The organism is Epibacterium ulvae, from assembly GCF_018678075.1.
GTDB lineage: Bacteria > Pseudomonadota > Alphaproteobacteria > Rhodobacterales > Rhodobacteraceae > Epibacterium > Epibacterium ulvae_A.
In genome coordinates, this window is record NZ_JAHHIR010000025.1 from 94,067 (window position 1) to 115,123 (window position 21,057).

Annotated in this window: 21 protein-coding genes; 4 read left to right on the forward strand and 17 right to left on the reverse strand. The window is 55.6% G+C overall.

Going from position 1 to position 21,057, the window contains the following annotated elements; all coding sequences use genetic code 11:
• Window positions 1-116: 116 nt before the first annotated feature.
• The 6 genes from infB to pip form a co-directional block, all read right to left on the reverse strand.
• Window positions 117-2,624, reverse strand: a complete 2,508-nt coding sequence (infB, locus tag KMP13_RS06520) for a translation initiation factor IF-2 (RefSeq protein WP_215264903.1) — start codon at window positions 2,622-2,624, stop codon at window positions 117-119.
• 8 nt (window positions 2,625-2,632) lie between these two features.
• Window positions 2,633-3,253, reverse strand: coding sequence for an RNA-binding protein (locus KMP13_RS06525; RefSeq protein WP_215264904.1), 621 nt, complete (start codon window positions 3,251-3,253; stop codon window positions 2,633-2,635).
• A gap of 23 nt (window positions 3,254-3,276) precedes the next feature.
• Window positions 3,277-4,893 carry a transcription termination factor NusA gene (gene nusA / locus KMP13_RS06530; RefSeq protein WP_215264906.1) on the reverse strand — a complete coding sequence of 539 codons (1,617 nt, stop codon included), beginning with the start codon at window positions 4,891-4,893 and terminating at the stop codon, window positions 3,277-3,279.
• Window positions 4,893-5,486 (reverse strand): ribosome maturation factor RimP, encoded by a 594-nt coding sequence (rimP, locus tag KMP13_RS06535; RefSeq protein ID WP_215264907.1) that lies wholly within the window; start codon window positions 5,484-5,486, stop codon window positions 4,893-4,895. The genes nusA and rimP overlap by 1 nt, the downstream gene beginning before the upstream one ends.
• A gap of 192 nt (window positions 5,487-5,678) precedes the next feature.
• Window positions 5,679-6,515 (reverse strand): ABC transporter substrate-binding protein, encoded by an 837-nt coding sequence (locus tag KMP13_RS06540; RefSeq protein WP_215264909.1) that lies wholly within the window; start codon window positions 6,513-6,515, stop codon window positions 5,679-5,681.
• The gene (pip, locus tag KMP13_RS06545) at window positions 6,512-7,492 is read right to left on the reverse strand and encodes a prolyl aminopeptidase (protein ID WP_215264910.1); all 981 of its coding nucleotides are present in this window, start codon (window positions 7,490-7,492) and stop codon (window positions 6,512-6,514) included. Before pip ends, KMP13_RS06540 begins: the two co-directional genes overlap by 4 nt.
• A gap of 49 nt (window positions 7,493-7,541) precedes the next feature.
• Between pip and ubiG the strand changes: the two genes are divergently transcribed.
• On the forward strand, window positions 7,542-8,291 hold the full coding sequence (gene ubiG / locus KMP13_RS06550) for a bifunctional 2-polyprenyl-6-hydroxyphenol methylase/3-demethylubiquinol 3-O-methyltransferase UbiG (protein ID WP_215264912.1): 750 nt from the start codon (window positions 7,542-7,544) through the stop codon (window positions 8,289-8,291).
• Between the two features lie 269 nt (window positions 8,292-8,560).
• Here ubiG and KMP13_RS06555 read toward each other — a convergent pair whose 3' ends face one another.
• The 4 genes from KMP13_RS06555 to KMP13_RS06570 form a co-directional block, all read right to left on the reverse strand.
• A complete protein-coding gene (locus KMP13_RS06555; RefSeq protein ID WP_215264914.1) occupies window positions 8,561-9,001 on the reverse strand; it encodes a MarR family winged helix-turn-helix transcriptional regulator in 441 nt (146 codons plus the stop codon).
• Window positions 9,001-9,831 (reverse strand): carbon-nitrogen hydrolase family protein, encoded by an 831-nt coding sequence (locus tag KMP13_RS06560; RefSeq protein ID WP_215264915.1) that lies wholly within the window; start codon window positions 9,829-9,831, stop codon window positions 9,001-9,003. Before KMP13_RS06560 ends, KMP13_RS06555 begins: the two co-directional genes overlap by 1 nt.
• An 11-nt stretch (window positions 9,832-9,842) precedes the next feature.
• A complete protein-coding gene (gene grxC, locus KMP13_RS06565) occupies window positions 9,843-10,100 on the reverse strand; it encodes a glutaredoxin 3 (protein ID WP_215264918.1) in 258 nt (85 codons plus the stop codon).
• An 85-nt stretch (window positions 10,101-10,185) separates the two neighbouring features.
• Complete coding sequence (locus KMP13_RS06570; protein WP_215264920.1) at window positions 10,186-10,914, reverse strand: ComF family protein; 729 nt, start codon at window positions 10,912-10,914, stop codon at window positions 10,186-10,188.
• A 14-nt stretch (window positions 10,915-10,928) separates the two neighbouring features.
• Here KMP13_RS06570 and KMP13_RS06575 point away from each other — a divergent pair, with 14 nt between their 5' ends.
• Window positions 10,929-11,762, forward strand: a complete 834-nt coding sequence (locus KMP13_RS06575; protein WP_215264922.1) for a methyltransferase domain-containing protein — start codon at window positions 10,929-10,931, stop codon at window positions 11,760-11,762.
• A gap of 98 nt (window positions 11,763-11,860) precedes the next feature.
• The gene (gene hemH / locus KMP13_RS06580; protein WP_215264924.1) at window positions 11,861-12,922 is read left to right on the forward strand and encodes a ferrochelatase; all 1,062 of its coding nucleotides are present in this window, start codon (window positions 11,861-11,863) and stop codon (window positions 12,920-12,922) included.
• Window positions 12,923-13,006: 84 nt separating this feature from the next.
• Here the strand turns inward: hemH and KMP13_RS06585 are convergent, their stop codons facing one another.
• Both KMP13_RS06585 and KMP13_RS06590 read right to left on the reverse strand, forming a co-directional pair.
• Window positions 13,007-13,189 carry a hypothetical protein gene (locus KMP13_RS06585; protein WP_215264925.1) on the reverse strand — a complete coding sequence of 61 codons (183 nt, stop codon included), beginning with the start codon at window positions 13,187-13,189 and terminating at the stop codon, window positions 13,007-13,009.
• 133 nt (window positions 13,190-13,322) lie between these two features.
• Window positions 13,323-13,940, reverse strand: a complete 618-nt coding sequence (locus tag KMP13_RS06590; protein WP_215264927.1) for a L,D-transpeptidase — start codon at window positions 13,938-13,940, stop codon at window positions 13,323-13,325.
• 169 nt (window positions 13,941-14,109) lie between these two features.
• On the opposite strand from KMP13_RS06590, the gene KMP13_RS06595 reads away from it, so the two are divergent.
• A complete protein-coding gene (locus KMP13_RS06595; protein ID WP_215264929.1) occupies window positions 14,110-14,604 on the forward strand; it encodes a CAP domain-containing protein in 495 nt (164 codons plus the stop codon).
• A gap of 45 nt (window positions 14,605-14,649) precedes the next feature.
• Here KMP13_RS06595 and KMP13_RS06600 read toward each other — a convergent pair whose 3' ends face one another.
• Genes KMP13_RS06600 through KMP13_RS06620 form a run of 5 tightly spaced genes read right to left on the reverse strand, consistent with a single transcriptional unit; the run spans window position 14,650 to window position 21,000 of the window.
• Entirely contained in the window at window positions 14,650-15,168 is a 519-nt protein-coding gene (locus KMP13_RS06600) for a L,D-transpeptidase family protein (protein ID WP_215264931.1), read from the reverse strand.
• 59 nt (window positions 15,169-15,227) lie between these two features.
• Window positions 15,228-16,016: an ion transporter gene (locus tag KMP13_RS06605; protein WP_215264932.1), complete on the reverse strand. Its 789-nt coding sequence runs from the start codon at window positions 16,014-16,016 to the stop codon at window positions 15,228-15,230.
• A 23-nt stretch (window positions 16,017-16,039) separates the two neighbouring features.
• Window positions 16,040-17,287, reverse strand: coding sequence for a class I SAM-dependent RNA methyltransferase (locus KMP13_RS06610; protein ID WP_215264933.1), 1,248 nt, complete (start codon window positions 17,285-17,287; stop codon window positions 16,040-16,042).
• Between the two features lie 39 nt (window positions 17,288-17,326).
• The gene (locus KMP13_RS06615; RefSeq protein ID WP_215264935.1) at window positions 17,327-19,165 is read right to left on the reverse strand and encodes an ABC transporter ATP-binding protein; all 1,839 of its coding nucleotides are present in this window, start codon (window positions 19,163-19,165) and stop codon (window positions 17,327-17,329) included.
• Window positions 19,162-21,000: an ABC transporter ATP-binding protein gene (locus KMP13_RS06620; RefSeq protein WP_215264937.1), complete on the reverse strand. Its 1,839-nt coding sequence runs from the start codon at window positions 20,998-21,000 to the stop codon at window positions 19,162-19,164. Before KMP13_RS06620 ends, KMP13_RS06615 begins: the two co-directional genes overlap by 4 nt.
• Between the last annotated feature and the right edge of the window lie 57 nt (window positions 21,001-21,057).

The following is a 21,057-nucleotide window of genomic DNA, read 5'->3' on the forward strand; positions in this document are numbered from 1 at the left end:
GAAGGCGGCCTCTGGTCGCCTTCTTTTTTGGGGGATTTCGCCGTCGCGACCATGTCCCCAAAGACAAAAAACCCGGCCAGTGGCCGGGTTTTTTTACTACATATTCACATGACGTCTTAGTCAAGCGTACGTGTAACTTCTTCGCGCTCGAAGATCTCAATAACGTCATTGGCGCGGATGTCATCATAGTTCTCGAACGCCATACCGCATTCTTGACCAGACTGAACCTCGGCCACTTCGTCCTTGAAGCGCTTCAGCGTTTTCAGCGTGCCTTCGTGGATCACCACGTTGTCGCGCAGCAGACGTACACCTGCAGAGCGGCGTGCAACGCCTTCGGTCACCAGACAGCCTGCAACCTTACCAACGTTGGATACCTTAAAGACATCCTTGATGGTCGCGTAACCGATAAAGTTCTCCTTGATTTCCGCCGACAACAGGCCAGAAGCCGCTGCTTTTACATCATCAACGAGGTCATAGATCACCGAGTAATAGCGGATCTCGACGCCTTTTTGGTTCGCTGTATTTCGCGCAGACGTATTGGCACGGACGTTAAAGCCCATGACCGGCGCGCCGGATGCTTCGGCCAGACCGATGTCCGTTTCCGTGATCGCGCCCACACCGGAGTGCAGAACACGGACTCGGACTTCATCGTTGCCGATTTTTTCCATCGCCTGAACGATCGCTTCGGCAGAACCCTGAACGTCAGCTTTGACCAGGATCGGCAGTTCAGAGACGTTCTCGTCGTCTTTTGCCTTCTGCATTAACTGTTCCAAGGTCGTCGCGGCACCAGCTGCGGCCCGTTTGTCCTTGGCTGCGTTTGCGCGATATTCAGCGATTTCACGCGCTTGTGCTTCGGTATCTGTCACGTTCAAAACGTCACCAGCTTCTGGTGTACCATTCAGACCCAGAACCTCAACTGGAACGGAGGGGCCTGCTTCTTTGACGCGCTCGCCCTTGTCGTTGATCAACGCACGGACTTTACCGTACTGCTCACCCACAACAAAGATGTCACCTTGGCGCAAAGTGCCTTTTTGAACCAGAACGGTTGCAACAGGACCGCGACCCACATCAAGCTGCGCCTCGATCACGGCACCTTGGGCGGCGCGATCTGGGTTGGCTTTCAGTTCAAGGATTTCGGACTGCAGCGCAATGGCTTCCAGCAGTTCATCCAGACCCTGACCTGTGTGCGCAGAGACTTCGACGTCTTGCACTTCACCGGACATGGCTTCCACGATCACTTCGTGTTGCAGAAGCTCGGCACGTACTTTGTTTGCATCGGCCGCAGGTTTGTCGATCTTGTTGATCGCGACGATCATCGGCACCTGGGCCGCTTTTGCGTGGGCAATCGCTTCGACGGTCTGTGGCATCACCGAATCGTCGGCGGCGACAACCAGAACCACGACATCCGTGACCTGAGCACCGCGAGACCGCATCGACGTAAAGGCCGCGTGGCCAGGTGTGTCGAGGAAGGACAGCGTGGTGCCACCTTCTGTTTTCACCTGATAGGCGCCGATGTGCTGTGTGATACCGCCAGCTTCGCCAGACACAACTTTGGCGTCACGGATGGCGTCCAAGAGCGATGTCTTACCGTGGTCAACGTGGCCCATGATGGTGATCACAGGTGGACGTGACTGCAGGTCGCCTTCGTTTTCTTCGATGTCCTGGATCACGTCTTCAACGTCAGCATCCGAGACACGAACAACTTTGTGGCCGAATTCTTCGATGATCAGTTCGGCAGTATCAGCGTCGACGGTTTGGTTCTGTGTCACCATCATGCCCATATTCATGAGCGATTTGACAACATCACCAACGCGTTCGGCCATACGGTTCGCAAGCTCAGAAACCACGATGGCTTCTGGCAGCTGAACGTCACGAACTACCTTTTCGCGCTCAACCGTCCCCATGGCTTTTTGACGGGCACGTTCTTGCTTACGACGCATGGATGCAACAGAACGTTGACGTCCACCGGCACCACCGGTTGCCTGGCTCAGCGTCAGTTTACCTGAACGGCGGCCTCCGTCTTGGTTCTTGTTACGACCACGCTCTTCGCGCTCACGGTCAGATTTGCGCGGCGTCGCGGCACCGGCCGGCTTGAACGATGGTCCAGGACGGGCGGAAGCAGGAGCTGGGGCGGCGGCGGCAGGCGCTTTTTTCTTTTCGGCGGCTGCGGTCGCTTGGTCAGCTGCGCGTTTTTTTGCTTCGGCAGCTTCGGCGCGCTTGCGCTCTTCTTCTTCGGCCTTTTGGCGCGCGCGTTCTTCAGCTTCACGCTGTTCGCGCTCTTTGGCTTCCAGCTCTGCGCGGCGACGCTCACGATCTTCGGCGCGCGCTTTCTCTGCGGCAGCGCGTTCGGCTGCTTCTTCGACTTCGCGTGCTTTGGCTGCTTGCAGAGCTTTCAGACGGCGTGCCATTTCCGCATCAGAAATGCCTGCGGGGCGACGCGATGCATCACCCGAGCCGCCGACTCCGCCACCTGGCTTTCCGGCGCCCGGCTTGGGAACCACAACGCGCTTGCGTTTGGTTTCCACCACGACATTTTTGGTCCGCCCGTGGCTGAAACTCTGTTTCACGTTCCCAGGACGGGAACCACGCAAACCCAATGTCTTTTTGCCGTCATTATCGCTCATAAAGCTCTTTATCCTTCCGTGCGGCCGTTGCCGCCCTTCAATTCGCGCAAACCTTGCAGTCGTTGCGCTTCCTCTACAACACGTTTGCTGAGTCCACCAGAGGCGAGGGCCGCATGTATGACAGTTTCGCGTCCAAATGCCATCCCGAGCTCGTTTGCGGTCATACAACCAACAAATTTTCCCTTATAGGGTGTGCTCAGTTTGGACTTTCCGCGCGCGGATCCATCAGACGCTTGCAAAAGGATCCTTGCTTCTTCTTTGATCAGCCAGTCTTTGACCTTTTCGTAACCCGCAATGGCTTGACCAGACTTCCGGGCAAGGCTGATTAGGTCCACCAACCGCCGTGCGATCTGCGTTTCAATCTCGTCAATAAGATCGCCGCGCATCTTTACCTGAGACTTGAAGCCACGTGCAAAGAGTTTCTTTTTGATTGCCTCTTCCAGCGCAGAGCGTTCGGACGCGACATAGACACCACGGCCTGGAAGTTTTCCCATCACATCCGGAAAAACCTCATCGTCAGGACTCAGAACAAAGCGGATCAACCCGTGTTTGGGTTGAATCTCTCCCGTTGCCAAGCATTTACGCTCAGCCCCGTCGCTTCGGTCAGTTGTGGCACCAGCACGGCCCATTCAAACTCTCCTAAAACCTGAGATCAGGCTTCGCCGTCTTCGGCTTCTGTTTCTTCAGCATCTTCTTTGGCGGCTTCCAGCTCAGCCGGATCAACCCAGCCCAACATGACGCGCGCGGTCATAACCAGATCCTGCGCATCCTCGAGGCTGACGCCGTGGCTTTCCAGGATACCGTCGTCCTTGACGCGTTGACCATCCACTGTGGTCCAGCCACCAGCCAATTCCCAATCGGCGCAGGTAGCGAAATCTTCCAGCGACTTCACGTCATCCTTGGCCAAAGCTTCCACCATCTGGGGTGTCAGGCCTTCGAATTCAATAAGGCTGTCTTCGACACCCAAGGCACGTGCAGCATCCAGTGCGGCTTTTGCTTGCGCTTCAAGGTAGTCGCGCGCACGTGCTTGCAGCTCTTGCGCGGTACCATCGTCAACACCGTCGATGACCAGCAGTTCGTCCAGTTCCACATAGGCAACTTCTTCGAGGTTGGTGAACCCTTCAGAAACCAGCAGCTGTGCGAAGAACTCATCCAGATCCAGCGTGGCCATGAACAGGCCGGTGCGGGCTTCGAATTCTTTCTGACGACGCGCCGATTCTTCTGCTTCGGTCATGATGTCGATGTCTAGGCTGGTCAGCTGCGACGCGAGGCGTACGTTTTGACCACGACGACCAATTGCCAGGCTCAGCTGCTCTTCTGGAACAACAACTTCGATCTTGCCCGCTTCTTCGTCCAGAACAACTTTGGACACTTCGGCCGGCTGCAGCGCGTTCACCAGGAATGTAGGCTGATCTTCGTTCCACGGGATGATGTCGATCTTTTCACCCTGCAGTTCGTTGACAACCGCCTGAACCCGCGAGCCGCGCATACCCACACAGGCACCAACCGGATCGATGGAGTTGTCAAATGACTGAACAGCGATTTTCGCGCGGGAACCCGGATCGCGAGCAACGGCTCTAATCTCGATCACGCCATCATAGATTTCAGGCACTTCCATCTTGAACAATTCGGCCATGAATTCAGGGGCTGTCCGAGACAGGAAGATCTGCGGGCCGCGCTGTTCGCGGCGCACGTCTTTGATAAAGCAGCGAATACGGTCGTTCGGGCGATAGGCTTCGCGGCCAATCTTTTCGTTGCGGCGCAGGATGGCTTCGCCAGCACCCACGTCCACGATCACATTGCCATATTCTTCGCGCTTTACCAGACCATTGATGATGGTGCCTGCGCGATCTTTGAATTCGTTGTACTGACGGTCACGTTCGGCTTCGCGTACCTTCTGCAGGATAACCTGTTTGGCAGATTGCGCCGCGATACGGCCCATTTCCACCGGTGGAATTTCTTCCACATAGGTCGCGCCAATCTCAGGCTCAGACATGTATTGCTTGGCCTGCTCGACCGTCATTTCCGACTGATAGTTTTCCAGCTCGTCCGCATCCACAACGGTACGCACACGGGTAAATGTGGCGCGACCGGTTTTGCGGTCGATAGAAACACGGATGTCCATCTCAGAGCCGTAACGGCTTTTGGCAGCCCGCGCTAGGCTCTCTTCCATGGCTTCGACCACCAAACCGGGGTCGATCATTTTCTCACGTGCCACGGCCTCAGCGGTTTGCAACAGCTCCAGCTGGTTTGCAGAGGTAATCGCCATTACTTCGTCTCCTCTTCGGACCCTTCTTCGGTCTCTATCTCGTCGAATGCGTCTTCGTTCAATGCACCGGTTGCCTTACGCTGGCGCAACATTTCGCTGATCAGATCGTCGGTCAGAACCAGTTTGGCATCGCTCAACCAGTCGAAATCCAACCCAATTGTAACCGTCTCGCCGTGTTCCTGAATATTGATCAGGACTTCGTTTTCTTCGATCCCGGCCAGCTCACCCTTAAAGCGACGACGGCCGTCGATCAGTTCCGTGGTCTCAATTTTTGCCTCATAGCCTTCGAACATGTCGAAATCTTTGAGACGGGTTAGAGGCCGGTCAATCCCGGGGCTCGATACTTCAAGCGCATAAGCGTCCAGAATAGGATCTTCAACATCCAAGGTTGCGCTGATTGCGTTGGAAATCTCCGCGCAACCATCAACTTCGATGCCTCCATCCGGCTTGTCAGCCATAATTTGCAATGTCGTGGTCTTGCCAGACATCAGGCGAATACGCACAAGCTCATAGCCCAGGTCCTCGATCACCGGAGAGATGATCTCAGCCAGGCGCCGGTCTATGGCAGCTTTGGCGATCAGGTCGTTGGTCATATGCGGTCCAAACACAAAAAAACGGGCGCGCGGCCCGTTAAACTTACCCGGTGGAGCTTCGAACCAAGTTCGACGCGCCGCTGTTGGAGAGGTGTATATGCGGTTGCCCCTGAGTCTGCAAGGAAAACCTCAACCTGCGTCAATTGCAGCGCTAAGCCACTGGTTTTAAATCCTATTCAACTCAGAATATGACTAGATCTTCCACCAGCGTTCAAGCAAACGCGCATCATCCAGTGCGGAAACCTTGCCAACCTGACGCGGAACCCCGACGCCGTGATGGGCCACGATTTGCATGTCTTCGACAGAAGGGTGAAAGGTCAAATCGCGGCGGTCTCGCAAGATTTGTTGCGCCGGGAAGGCCGCGACATCAACATATCCGTCCCGCAGCGCTTCTGCGCGGATGGCGGGATCCGGGATCACCGCGACCTCGACAGTGTCGAGCCATCCTGCAAGGTGGTCTTTGTAATGATGGGCGATGCGCTCTGCCCTGAAATCACGGCCTTCATTCGCGCGCGTAATGGCGTAACACCCGCTGCCGGCCCCTTGGTCGAGCGTATCAACCGTCGCACCACGCTGCGAGATCACGCAGCCCGACGCAGACAGAACATAGGGCAGATGTGGATTTGGCGAGCTGAGTTCAATGATGACCCGATTTGGACCCGCGGCCTGGATCGACCAGATATCTTCTATCACCTGTGTCAGGCTGTCGATGACATCACTGACCGCAACTGGCGCACCAGATTGGAATCGCGCATCACGGCGTAGATCGAACTCCCACCGCAGCGCGCGCGCATCACTACGCCATCCCGAAGCCAGCTCACCGCGAAGCACCCCGTCAGGTCCGATTTCCACCAGCGTGTCGTGGCTTGCGCGCAGCGCGAGGTTGCGCATCAGCTCCGGGTCGCGCGGAATCGCCAATCGCAACAGACCGCCACGTTGTGGCGCGCCATGAACCGAGGTCCCAGTCGCGGCCAAAAGCGCGGCTGCTGCACCAGACGTAAAAAGGGCACGGCGGTCCATTCGGTTCATTCTTGCTGTTCCTCAGCGATACTATCCATGGCCCGAACCAGTTCCTGACTGATTCCCGGCTCTGACAAAGCATGACCGGCGTTGCGCACCATCACAAGATCCGCGTTGGGCCACAATTCGCTTAGCCGCCATGCGGATTGTGGTGGGCAGATCATGTCATAGCGTCCTTGAACGATCTTGCCCGGCAAATGCGAAATCCGACCCATGTTGGCCAGAATCTGCCCGTCGAAATCGAGGAACCCGTTGTTGATGAAGTAATGGTTTTCCAATCGCGCAAAGGCGCGGGCGTATTCGCTGGGTGGGTCGCCAGACACACCGTTGGAGGCAATGGATGCCAATGCATTTTCCCAGGCGGACCAAGCTCTGCCAAATCGCACTTCTTCGTTCCGATTCCCGGAGAAAAGCCGCTTGTGGTAGGCTTTGATCAGATCGCCACGTTCGTTTTCAGGCACAAGACCGATGAACCGTGACCAGGTCTCGGGCCAGAATCGCCCAGCGCCGCCGTTGTAGAACCAATCCAGCTCGGACTGGGTCATCAAGAACACGCCGCGCAATACGATATGGGTGACCCGCTCTGGGTGCGACTGCGCATAGATCAAGGCAAGCGTCGCGCCCCAACTACCGCCAAACAGCACCCATTGCTCGATCCCCAAGGTGCGCCGGATCTCTTCCATATCTGCCACAAGGTGCCAGGTGGTGTTTGCCTCGCAGGACGCATAGGGGCGCGAACGCCCACATCCGCGTTGGTCAAACAGAATCACACGGTAGACATGCGGGTCAAAATAGCGGCGCATTGCGGGACTGCTGCCACCGCCGGGACCGCCATGACAAACGATAACCGGAATTCCATTCGGATTGCCCGATTGTTCAAAATATACGCGGTGCCCTTGGCCAACATCTATGATCCGCTGATCAAAAGGTTCGATCGGCGGGTAGAGAAATTGCACTGCGCGCTTTTGGTCAGGGTATTTGTCCATTACAGGCCTATATAACGTCTACTAGCTAAAAGAACATACGGAGACAGGAATGCAAGCGCCTCACACGACCGTAGATCCGTCTGAGATCGCAAAATTTGAGGCCATGGCCGCCGAATGGTGGGATCCGAACGGGAAATTTAAGCCTCTGCATATGCTTAACCCCTGCCGGCTGGACTATATCACCAGCCAGATCGCCGCTGAATTTGGTCGCAATCTGAATGATCCCTCCCCTTTGAAAGGGCTTCGTGTTCTGGATATCGGCTGTGGCGGCGGATTGCTGAGCGAACCGATCGCCCGGCTGGGTGCTGAGGTGATTGGCGCAGATGCTGCGGAAAAGAACCTTCCGGTCGCGCGTCTGCATGCAGAGCAATCCGGGCTCGACATCGACTATCGCCACACCACCGCCGAGGCCATGGCCGAAGCAGGTGAGCACTTTGACGTTGTCATGAATATGGAAGTGGTCGAACACGTCGCGGATCCGCTGAGCTATCTGACCGCCATTCAGCAATTGCTGCGCCCTGGCGGTCTGCAGATTTGCTCAACCATCAACAGAAACCCCAAAAGCTTTGCGATGGCCATCGTGGGCGCTGAAGTCATCATGCGCTGGCTGCCCCGTGGCACGCATGAATGGTCGAAATTCATCACTCCGGATGAGCTTTTTGATCTACTGGCCCAGTCAGGGATGACTCCGGTGGACAGAAAAGGGTTCGTTTTCAACCCGATTTTGTGGAGTTGGAGCCTTTCTGAACGAGATCTTAGTGTGAATTACGCGACGGCAAGCACCAAGCCTGCAGTGTGATTTAATCGCATTAGTTCAATAATTTACGCGCATTTATAATTGAATGCCTATCCTTTTGGGTAGGCATTGTCACATCTGCGCCATTTTCAATGACGTTTTGAAAGGTTAGTTTCTTATTCAGGGGTTTGAGATCCAAGACCACCACTCGCAAAGCGGTCTTGTACTCTTGATGGGAGAGGACAAGATCGCGGCGAAGCGGGCAAACTCAACAAAATTGACTAGCGGAGCAATCCGCAAAGGCGCTTCCCCAAAAGCGCCCTTTCCTTTGCTTAGGTCGCGGCGTCCAGTTTGGCGCGCAATTCCCGCAAAATCGGTAGGGTCGCCCGGACACGTTCATCCCCCAATTCATTCACCACTTCGGAAATAATCGGAACAATACCAGCCAGGGCAGAATCACGAGCTTGTCGGCCCGCCGGACTGATGGCCACAAATTTCCGACGCGCATCGTCCCAATCCGGACGGATATGGATGTAGCCTGCGACTTCCAATTTGTTCAACGTGTTGGTCATCGCTCCACGTGTCACGTGAAACAATTTCGCCAATTGTGCAGGCGTACGCTCCATCCCAACCCCCGCAAGGTGATTGAGCACCGAGAAATGTGACAGCTCCATTCCTTTTGGCAAGGCGCGGCTCAACCGCGCGCGTGCCAACTGGTCCGCCATGAGGATTTCACTGAACAGCGCAACGGCAAGTGGTGTGGTTTCTTCCATTAGGGTTCGTCGAACTCTCTATCATGGGTCAGGGACGGCACACGTCTACGTGCTTCTTCTACACTTTTCATGTCGAGATCAACGAAACTCACACCTGGATCAACGCCTGCGTCCAATAAAACTTCACCCCAGGGCGCGACCACCAGCGAATGACCGTAGGTTTTGCGACGCGGCCCGCGTGATGCCGCGTGATGACCGGTCTGCGCCGGGGCCAGAACGAAACATCCGGTTTCAATGGCGCGCGCTTGCAGCAGCGCATGCCAATGCACGGCGCCGGTCACCGTGGAAAACGCCGAAGGCACAACCAGGATCTGCGCGCCCGCCTGCGCCAATGTCCGATAGAGATACGGGAACCGCAGATCATAGCATATGGTCATACCGATATGAGCGAACCCGGCATCGGCCATCACAGCGCGTTGGCCAGGACGGTAGCCATCAGATTCGCGGTAGCGTTCCTCGGCTGAGACATCCACATCAAACATATGGATTTTATCGTAGGTCGCAGTGATCTCACCCTGTGGTGAAATCAAGAACTGTCGATTGGCAAACCTTCCGTCCGGATCACCGGTTTTCACAGCGAGCGACCCAATGGTGAGCCAGATGCCGTGTTGTTGTGCCGCGTCACACAACGCAGGCAACGATGTGTCATCCGCTTGTCTCTGCAAAACGGATTTTTGATGGGTCCGACTGCCGGAAATGCAATTTGTCACTTCCGGGGTCAGAACATAGTGCGCACCGCCATCCACAGCGGCGTCAATCATCCCTAGAGCAGTCCGAAGATTTTCCTCGGGCTGATCAGAGGATTTCATCTGCAGCAGAGCAGTACGCAAATGTTTTACCCTTATGCCGCCAGCAAGGGGTCTAGCTTGCCTTCACGCTCCAACGCGTAGAGCTCATCGCAGCCACCCACATGCGTTGTACCAATAAAGATCTGTGGCACAGTGCGTCCGCCATTGGCGCGTTTGATCATTTCCTGTTTGCGCTTTGGGCTGGTCAGGACGTCGACTTCGGAAAACTTGACGCCTTTTTGTTTCAGCAAGCGTTTTGCCTGATGGCAGTAACCGCACAATGGCGATGTGTAGATCTCAACGGCTTTCATTCGTGGCTCCAATTTGGAATAGGCATGTCTTTACAAGCCAATTTGGGATGCCGCCAATGTAATTTCTAGATGGAAACTGCCGTGATCACTGTTGCGTGACGCGCGCCAGCACGGAAACACGCACATCAGCCGCGCCTGCCCGCATACAGGCCTCGGTACAAGCGGCCAAAGTGGCGCCGGACGTCATAACGTCATCAATCAATACAACGACCCGCCCGCGCATCAATTCCATATGCCTTGGATGCGGAGCGATTGCGTTCTTCAGCGTCTTGAACCGCTGTTCTTTTGATTTGTGATCCAACGACGGTGTAATCTTGGTCCGTTTCAAAAGATCCGGCCAATAGTCCAGCCGCCCATGTTCAGCAAATGCTTCGGCCAATAGCGCCGATTGATTGTACTTGCGCCGCAGCATCCGGGTCCAATGAAGCGGCACCGGGGTCACGATCGGGTTGTCCTGCAACAGGGGCGCAGAGGCGCGCAGCATCCATCCCGCTGCCATCCGGGCCACATCGGTGCGGTCGGCGTATTTCAAGCCCAGCACCAGATCCTTGGCTTTGCCTGCGTATTCAAGCGCTGCCCGGCCTTGGCTCCAAGGGTGCGCGTGCGACAGGCATCGGTCACATTCCAGACGAAACCCGTCGCTTTCGCCAGGCAAGGCACATCCGCAACCATCGCAGACGGTGCCGGAAATGAAATTCATCTCTTTCCAGCATGTTCCACACAGACCAAAGTCGCTCTCGACCATCGCATCGCAGCACGAGCACTGCGGTGGGTAGACCAGCGAAACAGCTGTTTGAATCTGGGCGTGCAACATCCTAAACATTCCTCATGAGTGAAACATCGCAAAACCAGCCCGATCTGTTCGACCGCCAAGCCCTGGATGCCCATCGCGCCCGGACCAAGCCTGATGCCCTATTCCTGCATCAACTTGCCCGTGACGAGGTTGAGGATCGGCTAACGATGGTTAACAGGACCTTTACAAAGCCGGCGATCGTTAGTGGTTTCGTCAAAATTTGGGAAAATTTTAGCAAAAATGCCACAATCGTTCGGGACGAGGATGTTCTGGACCTAGAACCCAACACCCATGATCTGGTCATTCACGCCATGTCCTTGCATTGGGCAAACGACCCCGTTGGGCAATTGATCCAATGTCGCCGCGCTTTGAAAGAAGACGGATTGTTGTTGGTCACGCTTTTGGGCGGGCACACGCTGCATGAGCTGAGGGCTGTTCTGGCCGAGGCTGAAACGCGCGTTATGGGCGGGTTGTCTCCCCGCATCGCACCCATGGCAGAAGTACGTGACCTGGGCGGATTGCTGCAACGCGCGGGCTTTGCCCTGCCGGTGGCGGATGTGGTTCCGTTGACAGCCGAGTACCGCGATATCTGGCACCTGTGTCGCGATCTGCGGGACATGGGTGAAACCAACGCAATGGCGCAACGCCTGCGACGCCCAACGCCACGTCGTGTTTTTGACGAGGCAGATACGTTTTATCGTGCGCATTTCGCAAATGACGCCGGACGCCTGCCCGCAACGTTTGAGGTTGTGTGCCTGACCGGGTGGTCACCGTCGGACGCTCAACAACAGCCTCTGCGCCCCGGATCCGCCAAGATGCGACTGGCTGATGCCTTGAAAGTATCCGAAGAGCCACTGGACAAAGATTAATTCAGACTATCGCTGCGCCAATGTGATCCAATTGGTTTTTTGGACAGTATCGTCTTATCTACGAGCTACACGGAATTCGGCCGCACAGGACTTTAACAATGCTGGACAAAACTCACACCGCCACCTGCCCCGCCCACGCGCCGGCAGATCACCCCAAGATCAAGGCGGAGAAAGTCGGCGTCCTATTGGCCAACCTCGGCACGCCCGATGATTACAGCTACTGGCCGATGCGGCGCTATTTGAGCGAGTTTCTGTCCGACCAGCGGGTAATCGACTATCCGGCATGGAAATGGCAGCCGCTGCTGCAATTGATCATTTTGACCAAACGCCCGTTTTCCTCGGGTGAGGCGTACAAGTCGATTTGGAACCACGACAAGGGCGAAAGCCCGCTGATGACCATTACAAAAGACCAGACCAGCAAAATGGCAACCGCGATGCAGGACCGTTATGGCGATCAGGTCATGGTCGATTTCTGCATGCGCTACGGCAACCCCTCAACCAAATCCAAAGTCCGCAAAATGGTTGAAGCTGGCTGCCAAAAGATCCTCTTTGTGCCGCTTTATCCGCAATATGCGGGTGCCACGTCGGGCACGGCCAATGACGAATTCTTTCGTGCGCTGATGGAAGAGAAACAGCAACCCGCCGCCCGCACCATTGCGCCCTATTTCGACCAGCCCGCCTATATCGATGCCTTGGCGCGTTCCGTGACAGAAGCCTATGAGAAGGCCGAAAAACGCCCTGACATTCTGGTGGTGTCCTATCACGGCATGCCCAAGCGATATCTGATGGAAGGTGACCCCTACCATTGCCAATGTCAGAAAACGACACGACTGCTCAAGGAGCGGCTGGGATGGGACGACACGCAGATCACAACGACATTCCAATCCGTTTTCGGCCCTGAGGAATGGTTACGCCCCTATACCGTGGAACATGTTGCGGAGCTGGCGCGTCAGGGAAAGAAGAACATTGCGGTGATCGCGCCCGCGTTCTCAGCCGATTGCATCGAAACACTGGAAGAGATCAACGAAGAGATCTTTGAGAGTTTTGAACATGCAGGCGGAGAAGAGTTTTTGTACATCCCCTGCCTCAACGACGACGACGATCACATCGCGGCCTTGGGCGATGTCATTCAACAGAACCTGAAAGGCTGGCTGGAGTAATTACAGCCGCCACATCGGTCATCCGAGCAATAAAAAAGGCGGTGGGAAAACCACCGCCTTTTTTTTGAATGTATCGTATCGAACTTAGTTCGATGCAACAGCAGCGCCAACCAAAACCAGCAGCAGCAGCGGCAGCAGAATGCCCGAGGACGAACCTTCAGCAGCTTCTACGATAACCGGTCCTTCAACGATCGGCTCAGCCAGACCACCAGCAACGGCGGCGCCAGCAGCTACGGTCAGAGCGGCAGCAAGAACGAGTTTCTTCATGTTAACCTCCAGTAAATGCGCACAGGAATAGCGCGCGCAGCCAAGACTTACTTCGTGATTTTTTCTAATCACCCCAGTCGCGAAAATGCAAACACTTGTTGCACTTAGGGTTCCCAGCCTAAAGCCTATGTCGTCAAATTAGCAACACTTGCGTTCCAACTTTCGTAAGTGAGAACAGTTCGGCGATATGCTCGTTGTACAGGCCAATACACCCATTGGACGATTTACGGCCAATTTTGCGCGTGTCATGGGTCCCGTGGATACGATAGTACTTCCAGCTTAGGTACAAAGCGTGTGTTCCCAAGGGGTTATCGGGGCCAGGCGGGATAAAGGCGGGCCATTCCGGGTTGCGTTTGCGCATATTAGGCGTTGGCGCCCAGCTCGGACCGTTCACCTTACGAATGACCTGAGTTCGCCCTCGGCGTGTCAAATCGTCGGATAAAGGGACAGAAGAGGGGAATAATTTGTAAGTTTCCCCATTCTCGGACCAATAGTGAAGCGCGCGGCTGTCGATATCCACGAGAATCGCACCACGATTGAGATTGTCGAAATAAGGCTGCCATTCTTTCGCACGAAACGCGGAGATATTGCGTGCCACCGGGGCCTCTGGTTCTGGCGGTGGACGCAGGGGGTCAAAGCCAGTTTCTGCAGCAGGATCCGTTTGTTGCGCCAAAACAGGTGTCGCTGCAAACGCGGCTGCGGACGTCAGGAAACGGCGACGGTTCAAGTTCTCAAAGATGGACTTGGTCATGTGTTTTCTACCTACAAAAGGTCGTAACGAAGTGTTGAGCATATAATATGGCGCGAATGCCTCAGTCGCAAATCAAACAGAACTGTGACAGGCATTATACCGCCAGCCCATTTGCGCATCCGCCACAGGAGAGGTAAAGGCAATATGTGCAGATTATCCAAGGTGCGACATGTCCCGAATTCTTTCGATCTTTGCGCTGTGTTTCTCTCTGATCGCCGCAGCCTGTACGACGGCCACAGAGGTGGACAGTTCGAACAGCGGCGTTTACCGCATCCGAAACGCAGATAAAGTCCAGTTCCGTATGCTGGATTCCGTCAATGCCCTGCGTGAGGCTGCAGGCCAACCGCCTGTTCAACTTAACGCGCAGCTCAACGCTGCCGCCGCCACCCATTCTCGCGATATGTCGGTGCAAAACCGGCCTTGGCATTTTGGCTCGGACGGTTCTTCACCGCTGGACCGCGTAGCCCGTACAGGGTTTGCAGGCGTGCTGGTGGGCGAAGCCATCTCGGAAACATATGAGAGCGAAGTGCAAACCCTGACAGCTTGGATGGAAGATCCGACAACGCGGTCGGTTGTTCTGGACTCAACAGCTGCCAATATGGGTTTCTTCTGGTTCCAGGAACCAAATGGGAAACTGTGGTGGACTTTGGTGATGGGTACCTAAACCGCAAAGAGCGCGCGACAGAATGCCCGCGCCTTTTGTCCGGATTTAGGCGTTCAAGAAGATCGGGATGCCATTTTTGATCATGGCATAGATTTCTTCCATTTCGCCATTCTTGACGGCGATACAGCCGGCTGTCCAATCGCTTGCCCGCTCTGCGCGTTTACGATCACGCAGAATATTGGGCTGCCCGTGAATGAAAATCTCACCGCCGGGGCTTTTTCCCAATGCACGTGCTTTGGCAATGTCCTGCGCATTTGGGTATGAAATCCCAAGGGACAGGTGAAAGGCGCTGTTTGGATTACGACGATTGATCCAATATTGGCCTTCGGGGGTTTTCCCATCCCCTTCGATCCGTTTGTGCCCCCGTGGCGCAAAACCAAGGTCGACTTTGTATTTGCGCAGAATGTCGTTGTTGTTCAGCAAATACATATGACGGGCGCCTTTGTTGACGACAACTGACGTCACCCGTGGGCCGTGATAGTTTTGAAACTTTCCGCTCTGATCTGAGCATGCGGCCAAAGCAAGGCTTGCCGCTGCGCTCGCTGCAAATGCGCGTCTGTCCATCATACTGCTCTTTTTTTTGCCTCAAGTTGCCAATACAGAAGATTGACCGCTTTCCCAAATCACTTCTTTGAGTCTTGGTCCGAGAACTTGGCAAGATTTTGCTCTATCCGTTCCAGTCGGGTCAAGACATCGTCGCGGTAAGCATCCGTAATTTGCGTCTCTTCTTCACCATGTGCGTCCTGCATAGAGTTCACAATCAGACCTACCAGGAGGTTAACAACGGCAAAGGTTGTGACCATGATGAAGGGGACAAAGAACATCCAGGCATAGGTGTAGATCTCCATGACGGGTCGCACGATGCCCATTGACCAGCTTTCCAAGGTCATGATCTGAAACAGCGAATAGGCTGATCGCCCAAGGTTTCCAAACCATTCCGGGAACTGTTCAGCAAAAAGCTTCGTCGCGATGACCGAGCCGATGTAGAAGATGATCGCCATCAGCAAAAACACCGAGGCCATTCCAGGCAGCGCATTAATGAAGCCTTCCACCACCCGGCGCAGGCGCGGAGCCACTGAAATGACCCGCAACACCCGCAAAATGCGCAATGCACGCAACACCGACAGACCCTGCGCGCCGGGAACCAAGGCGATGCTCACAATTACAAAGTCAAAGATGCTCCAACCGTTCAGGAAGAACTTCAATCGACGTACAACCAGTTTCGCCAGAAGCTCGGCCACAAAAATGATAAGGCAGAGATTGTCCAGCGAGCCGATGATACCGCCAAACCGGCTCATGATTGCGGGCGATGTCTCCATCCCCAAAGTCACAGCGTTGATAAGAATAACTGCGGTGATGAAACGACCAAAGGCGACGCTATCAAGGATATTGGACAGGCGTTGAAGGGGCATTGATTTCAGGTTCCCTGTCAATGTCAGTTTTCAAATGTAAAGGACGCCGCCAATTCGGCATGGGGCGACCAACGGAACTGATCTACCACCTGAACCCAATTGAGCCGATACCCCGCATCCACCAAAACCCGCGCATCACGGGCAAATGTGACCGGATTGCAAGAGACATAGGCAATCACAGGGGTTTTGGCCCGTGCGATTTCAACGGTCTGCGCTTCGGCCCCGGCACGTGGCGGGTCGATAACAACCGCATCATAGACAGCGCCAAAGGGGGACAGTTCATCCGGCAGCATCGGGCGGCGGAACAGGTCGCGCACTTCTGAGGTTACTTTGTGAAGCCCTTGCGCCTTGCGCCAACCAGCGTCGAGCGCGTCGATCATGGTCCGCTCACCCTCGACCGCATACACATCTGATCGCTCGGACAAGGGCAATGAAAACGTCCCGCAGCCGGCAAACAGATCCATAATCCGCTTGGACCCTTTGGTGATTTCCAACACCGCGTTGAGCAGTGCCGTTTCACCGTCTTTGGTGGCTTGCAAAAACGAACCCGGTGGCGGGCAAACCTGCGCTTTGCCAAAGACTTGGGTCGGCGGTTGCTCCATCGCGATCAGCTCGTCTTCCCAGGTCAGGCGCGCCACGTCGTATTTTCCAACCAATTGCGCCAAACCGATGCGCAAATCTGCGTCCAGCGGCTTCCCGTTTCGAACTGACACGTCCAACCCAGCGCCCGCGGTTGTCACCGTGACCGCAAGCGGAGTTTTGCGGCTGGCACCCAATATGGCCAACTCCCGCGCCAAGGGCAGAGCCGCCATCAACTCGGGGTCTAACAATATACAGTCTGTGATTTCGGTTATCACATCTGACGCGGTGCCGTGAAATCCAACAAGCGCGCCTTTTTTGGTGCGACGCGCCGCAAAGGTCGCGCGACGGCGCGAACGTTCGGGCGAAGTATGGATCGGGCGAAACTCTGCCTCGATCCCTTGCGCGGCCAAAGCGTTGTGCACAAATGCCTGCTTCCACTCGGCAACAAACTCTGGCGCGGCATGTTGCACGCTACATCCACCGCAGGCCTTGTAGTGGCGACAAGGTGCCTGAACCCGGTCCGCGCTTGGATCCTCTATCCGGATCTCCGTCAGCGTCTGGCCCTTTACAATACCGCTCACAACCTCTCCCGGAAGGCAGCGGCTTGCAAAAATCGGGCCATCAGCCACACCATCACCCTGGTGGCCAAGCCGGTTAATCGTCGTCGTGGTTCTATCTGTGCCTGTCATAAACGCGGTGATAACGAACCCGCCGACAACGCAAAAGCCTTATTCGGCGGCTTCCGCAGTATCTGCACCGATAAAACCACCCGATTGACGTGCCCAGAACTGCGCATAGCGTCCGCCTAGCGCCAGCAATTCGTCATGCGTACCGGTTTCGACAATGCGTCCAGCGTCCAACACAATGATCCGGTCCATCTCGCTGAGGGTGGAAAGCCGGTGCGCGATGGCCAGTACGGTTTTACCCTCCATCACCCGGCTCAGCGCGGATTGGATCGCCGCTTCGACTTCGGAATCCAGAGCCGAGGTTGCTTCGTCCAGCACCAAAATCGGTGCATCCTTCAAAATCGCCCGAGCAAGCGCGATGCGTTGTCGCTGCCCGCCGGACAGTTTCACCCCACGGTCGCCAAGATAGGCATCGTACCCGGTGCGCCCCTGCCCGTCTTTGAGATCTTGAATGAACCCATGGGCCTCAGCTTTTTCAGCCGCTGCAATCAGCTCTTCTTCGGTAGCGTCTGGCCGACCGTACAGGATGTTGTCCCGCGCCGAGCGATTGAACATCGCTGTTTCCTGCGTGACCATGCCTATATGGCGACGAAGCGAGTCCTGGGTGACGTCAGAGATATCCTGATCATCAATCAAAACGCCCCCAGCTTCGGTGTCATACAGACGCAAAAGCAGCGAAACCAAAGTGGATTTACCTGCACCTGACGCACCAACAATGCCGAGCTTTTCGGCCGGTTTGACCACCAATTCCAAATCTTGCACACCGCCAACATCCCGCCCATAGGCGAAACTGGCGCTGTCAAAGGTGATCTCACCCTTGGTGACCTGCAACTCAGCGGCGGATGTGTCGGGGATGCGGTTTTGGACGGCCAGCGTGGTCATCCCGTTTTCAATTTCCCCAACATTGGAATAGATCGCCATCAGGGTGAAACTGACCCAACCGGTCATCTGGGCAATACGGATCGACACCGCGCCGGCGGCGACGATATTGCCCTCACTCGCGATCCCCACGTGCCACAGATACAGCGTCGCGCCGATCAACAAGACAGGCAAAACACCAGCAAGCGCCATCAGGCTGAAACGGAACCCGGCCGACATATAACCAAAATCCAAGGCCTTCTCACGGAACACGGCCATTGCATCCAGAGCGCTGTGTTCTTCATGGGACGCATGCGCAAACAATTTAACGGTGCGGATATTGGTCAGCGTATCGACAACTTGCCCAGAAACCGTCGCCCGCGCGCCTGCCCGTGCGGCAGAGCGTTTGCGGATGCGCGGCATGAACCAGCGGATCAGCGCGAAATAGGCAATCAGCCAAACCACAAACAGGCCGGTGATGCGCATATCAACCGTCCCCAACAAGATCATCGCGCCCGCCAGCGACGCCAAAGCAAAGGCCACAACGTTGATCATCTCCGTTGTGACAGAAGTCACCGCATTTGCAGTCTGCATCTGCTTTTGCGCAATCCGACCTGCAAAATCATCGTCGAAGTAGCCGACCGATTGGCCCAACGTCCAACGGTTGAGTCGCGACAGCACCAGCGGGTTGATATTTGGTGCAACAATGATCGAGTTGGACGCAGAGGACAGGCCGAACAGCACCGGCCGCAGGATCAGGAAAAAACCCAGCGCGCCAGCCAGCGCGGCGAAGTTCGCTGTGGTAAAGAACCCCTCCGGCCCGCTCGTTATTGCCCGATCGATCACCATCCCCAAAATGAATGCGGTGCCGGCCTCCATGGCCCCCGCAAGCGCAGAAAACAATGTTGCGACCCCCATCGCCAACCAAGACCCGGACAAGCACCACAGCATAAACTTACCCAGTTTCTGGGGCGGCGGTCCGTCAGCGGGCTTAAAGGGGTTCATTAGGTTGTCGAATATCATTCCGCGGCCTCAAGGTTCAGGAAACCGCCGGATTGTCGGCTCCAGAACTGTGCATATAGGCCTTCACGCTGCAAAAGTTCAGTGTGTGAGCCCTCTTCTACGATTTTTCCATCATCCAGAACCAGAATTCGGTCCATTTGGGCGATCGTGGATAGGCGGTGCGCAATTGCGATGACGGTCTTGCCTTCCATCATTCCATACAGAGTTTTCTGGATCGCCGCCTCAACCTCGGAATCCAGGGCCGAGGTCGCCTCGTCCAGCACAAGGATCGGCGCATCTTTCAGGATCACACGGGCCAATGTCACACGTTGACGCTGACCACCGGAGAGTTTCACACCCCGTTCGCCCACATGGGCATCATAGCCAGCGCGCCCCTGCGGATCCTGCAAATCGGCAATGAATTCATCCGCTTCGGCCTGTCGCGCGGCCTCCAGCATGTCTTTTTCGCTGGCCTCTGGTCGGCCGTACAGGATGTTGTCGCGCACCGAGCGGTGTAGCAGCGACGAATCTTGCTGAACCATGCCGATGTTGCACCGCAGGCTGTCTTGGGTCACATCACAAATGTTCTGACCGTCGATCTTGATCTGGCCATCCTCGGCCTCATAAAACCGCAGAAGCAATTTCACCAAAGTCGACTTGCCTGCGCCCGATCTGCCCACCAGGCCAATCTTCTCACCCGGATTGATCGACAGGGAAATCCGGTCCAGCCCGCCTTGTCCACGTCCATAATGGTGGCTCAAATCTGAAATCTCGATACGGCCCTCGACCAGGTCCAACGGTTTTGCATTTGACTTGTCCATCAGATCAATGGGTTGGGAAATGGTCTCCATCCCTTCGGCGACAACACCCAATTGGCGGAAAAACGTGGTCAGTGCCCACATGATCCAACCGGTCATCGCATTCAAGCGCAACGTCAACGCCGTCGCCGCAGCCACAACACCCGTGGTCGCCCCCCCATTCAACCAAAGCGCAAGGCCCCAACCGACCACGCCGACAATCAACAGCCCGTTCAAAAAGACCAGTACCGCATCCATCGTCGTATAGATCCGCATCTCTGCCTGAATGGTTGTGCGCGTCGCCTCGATGGCTTCTTTTGCGTAGTCCAGTTCGCGATCGTGATGGGCGAACATCTTCACCGAATGAATATTGGCATAGCTGTCGACAACCCGCCCCGTCACCGTGGAACGTGCATCCGATGCGGCCTGGCTTGCAGGACCAACCCGCCTCATCGTCCAGCGCATAAGACCAGCATACAATACCAACCAAACGGCCAGCGGCACCAACAGGCGAACATCGGCAGACCACAACATAATCGCGGCCCCGATGATGTAAGCGGTGGCAAAGGTGATCGCGTCAAAGGCTTGAAAAACGACCTCACCCGCGGCGGGTGGCGTCTGCATTATCCGATTGGCGATACGTCCTGCAAAATCGTTTTCGAACCAGCCAACCGATTGACGCAAAACATGTTTATGGGCGCGCCAGCGAATGATGGTTCCAAAGTTGGGGATGACCGCGTTGTTCAACAACAAGACGTCAAAAAGCTGCAGGATCGGGCGCAACACCAAGATAAAGGCACCCACAAGCAACAGCTCGGTCCCGTAGGTCTCCCACACCTCAGCCGGATCGCCGATCAAGATGTCGACCACACGCCCCATGTAAAAGATCAGACCAATCTCAATCGCGGCCACGACAACTGACATAAACGCCGTGAGCCAAAACAGTTTCCGAAACGGAACCGCATAGTAGCGAAAAAACGCGCCTAGTGTCTGAGGGGGGGGTGCCGTCTCATCATAGGCACCGTAAGGATGCACCAGGTTTTCAAAAAAGCGAAACATGACTGGCTCCAAATATTTCACGGCACAGGAATGGGATCAGCCTAACGTGTCCGTTTA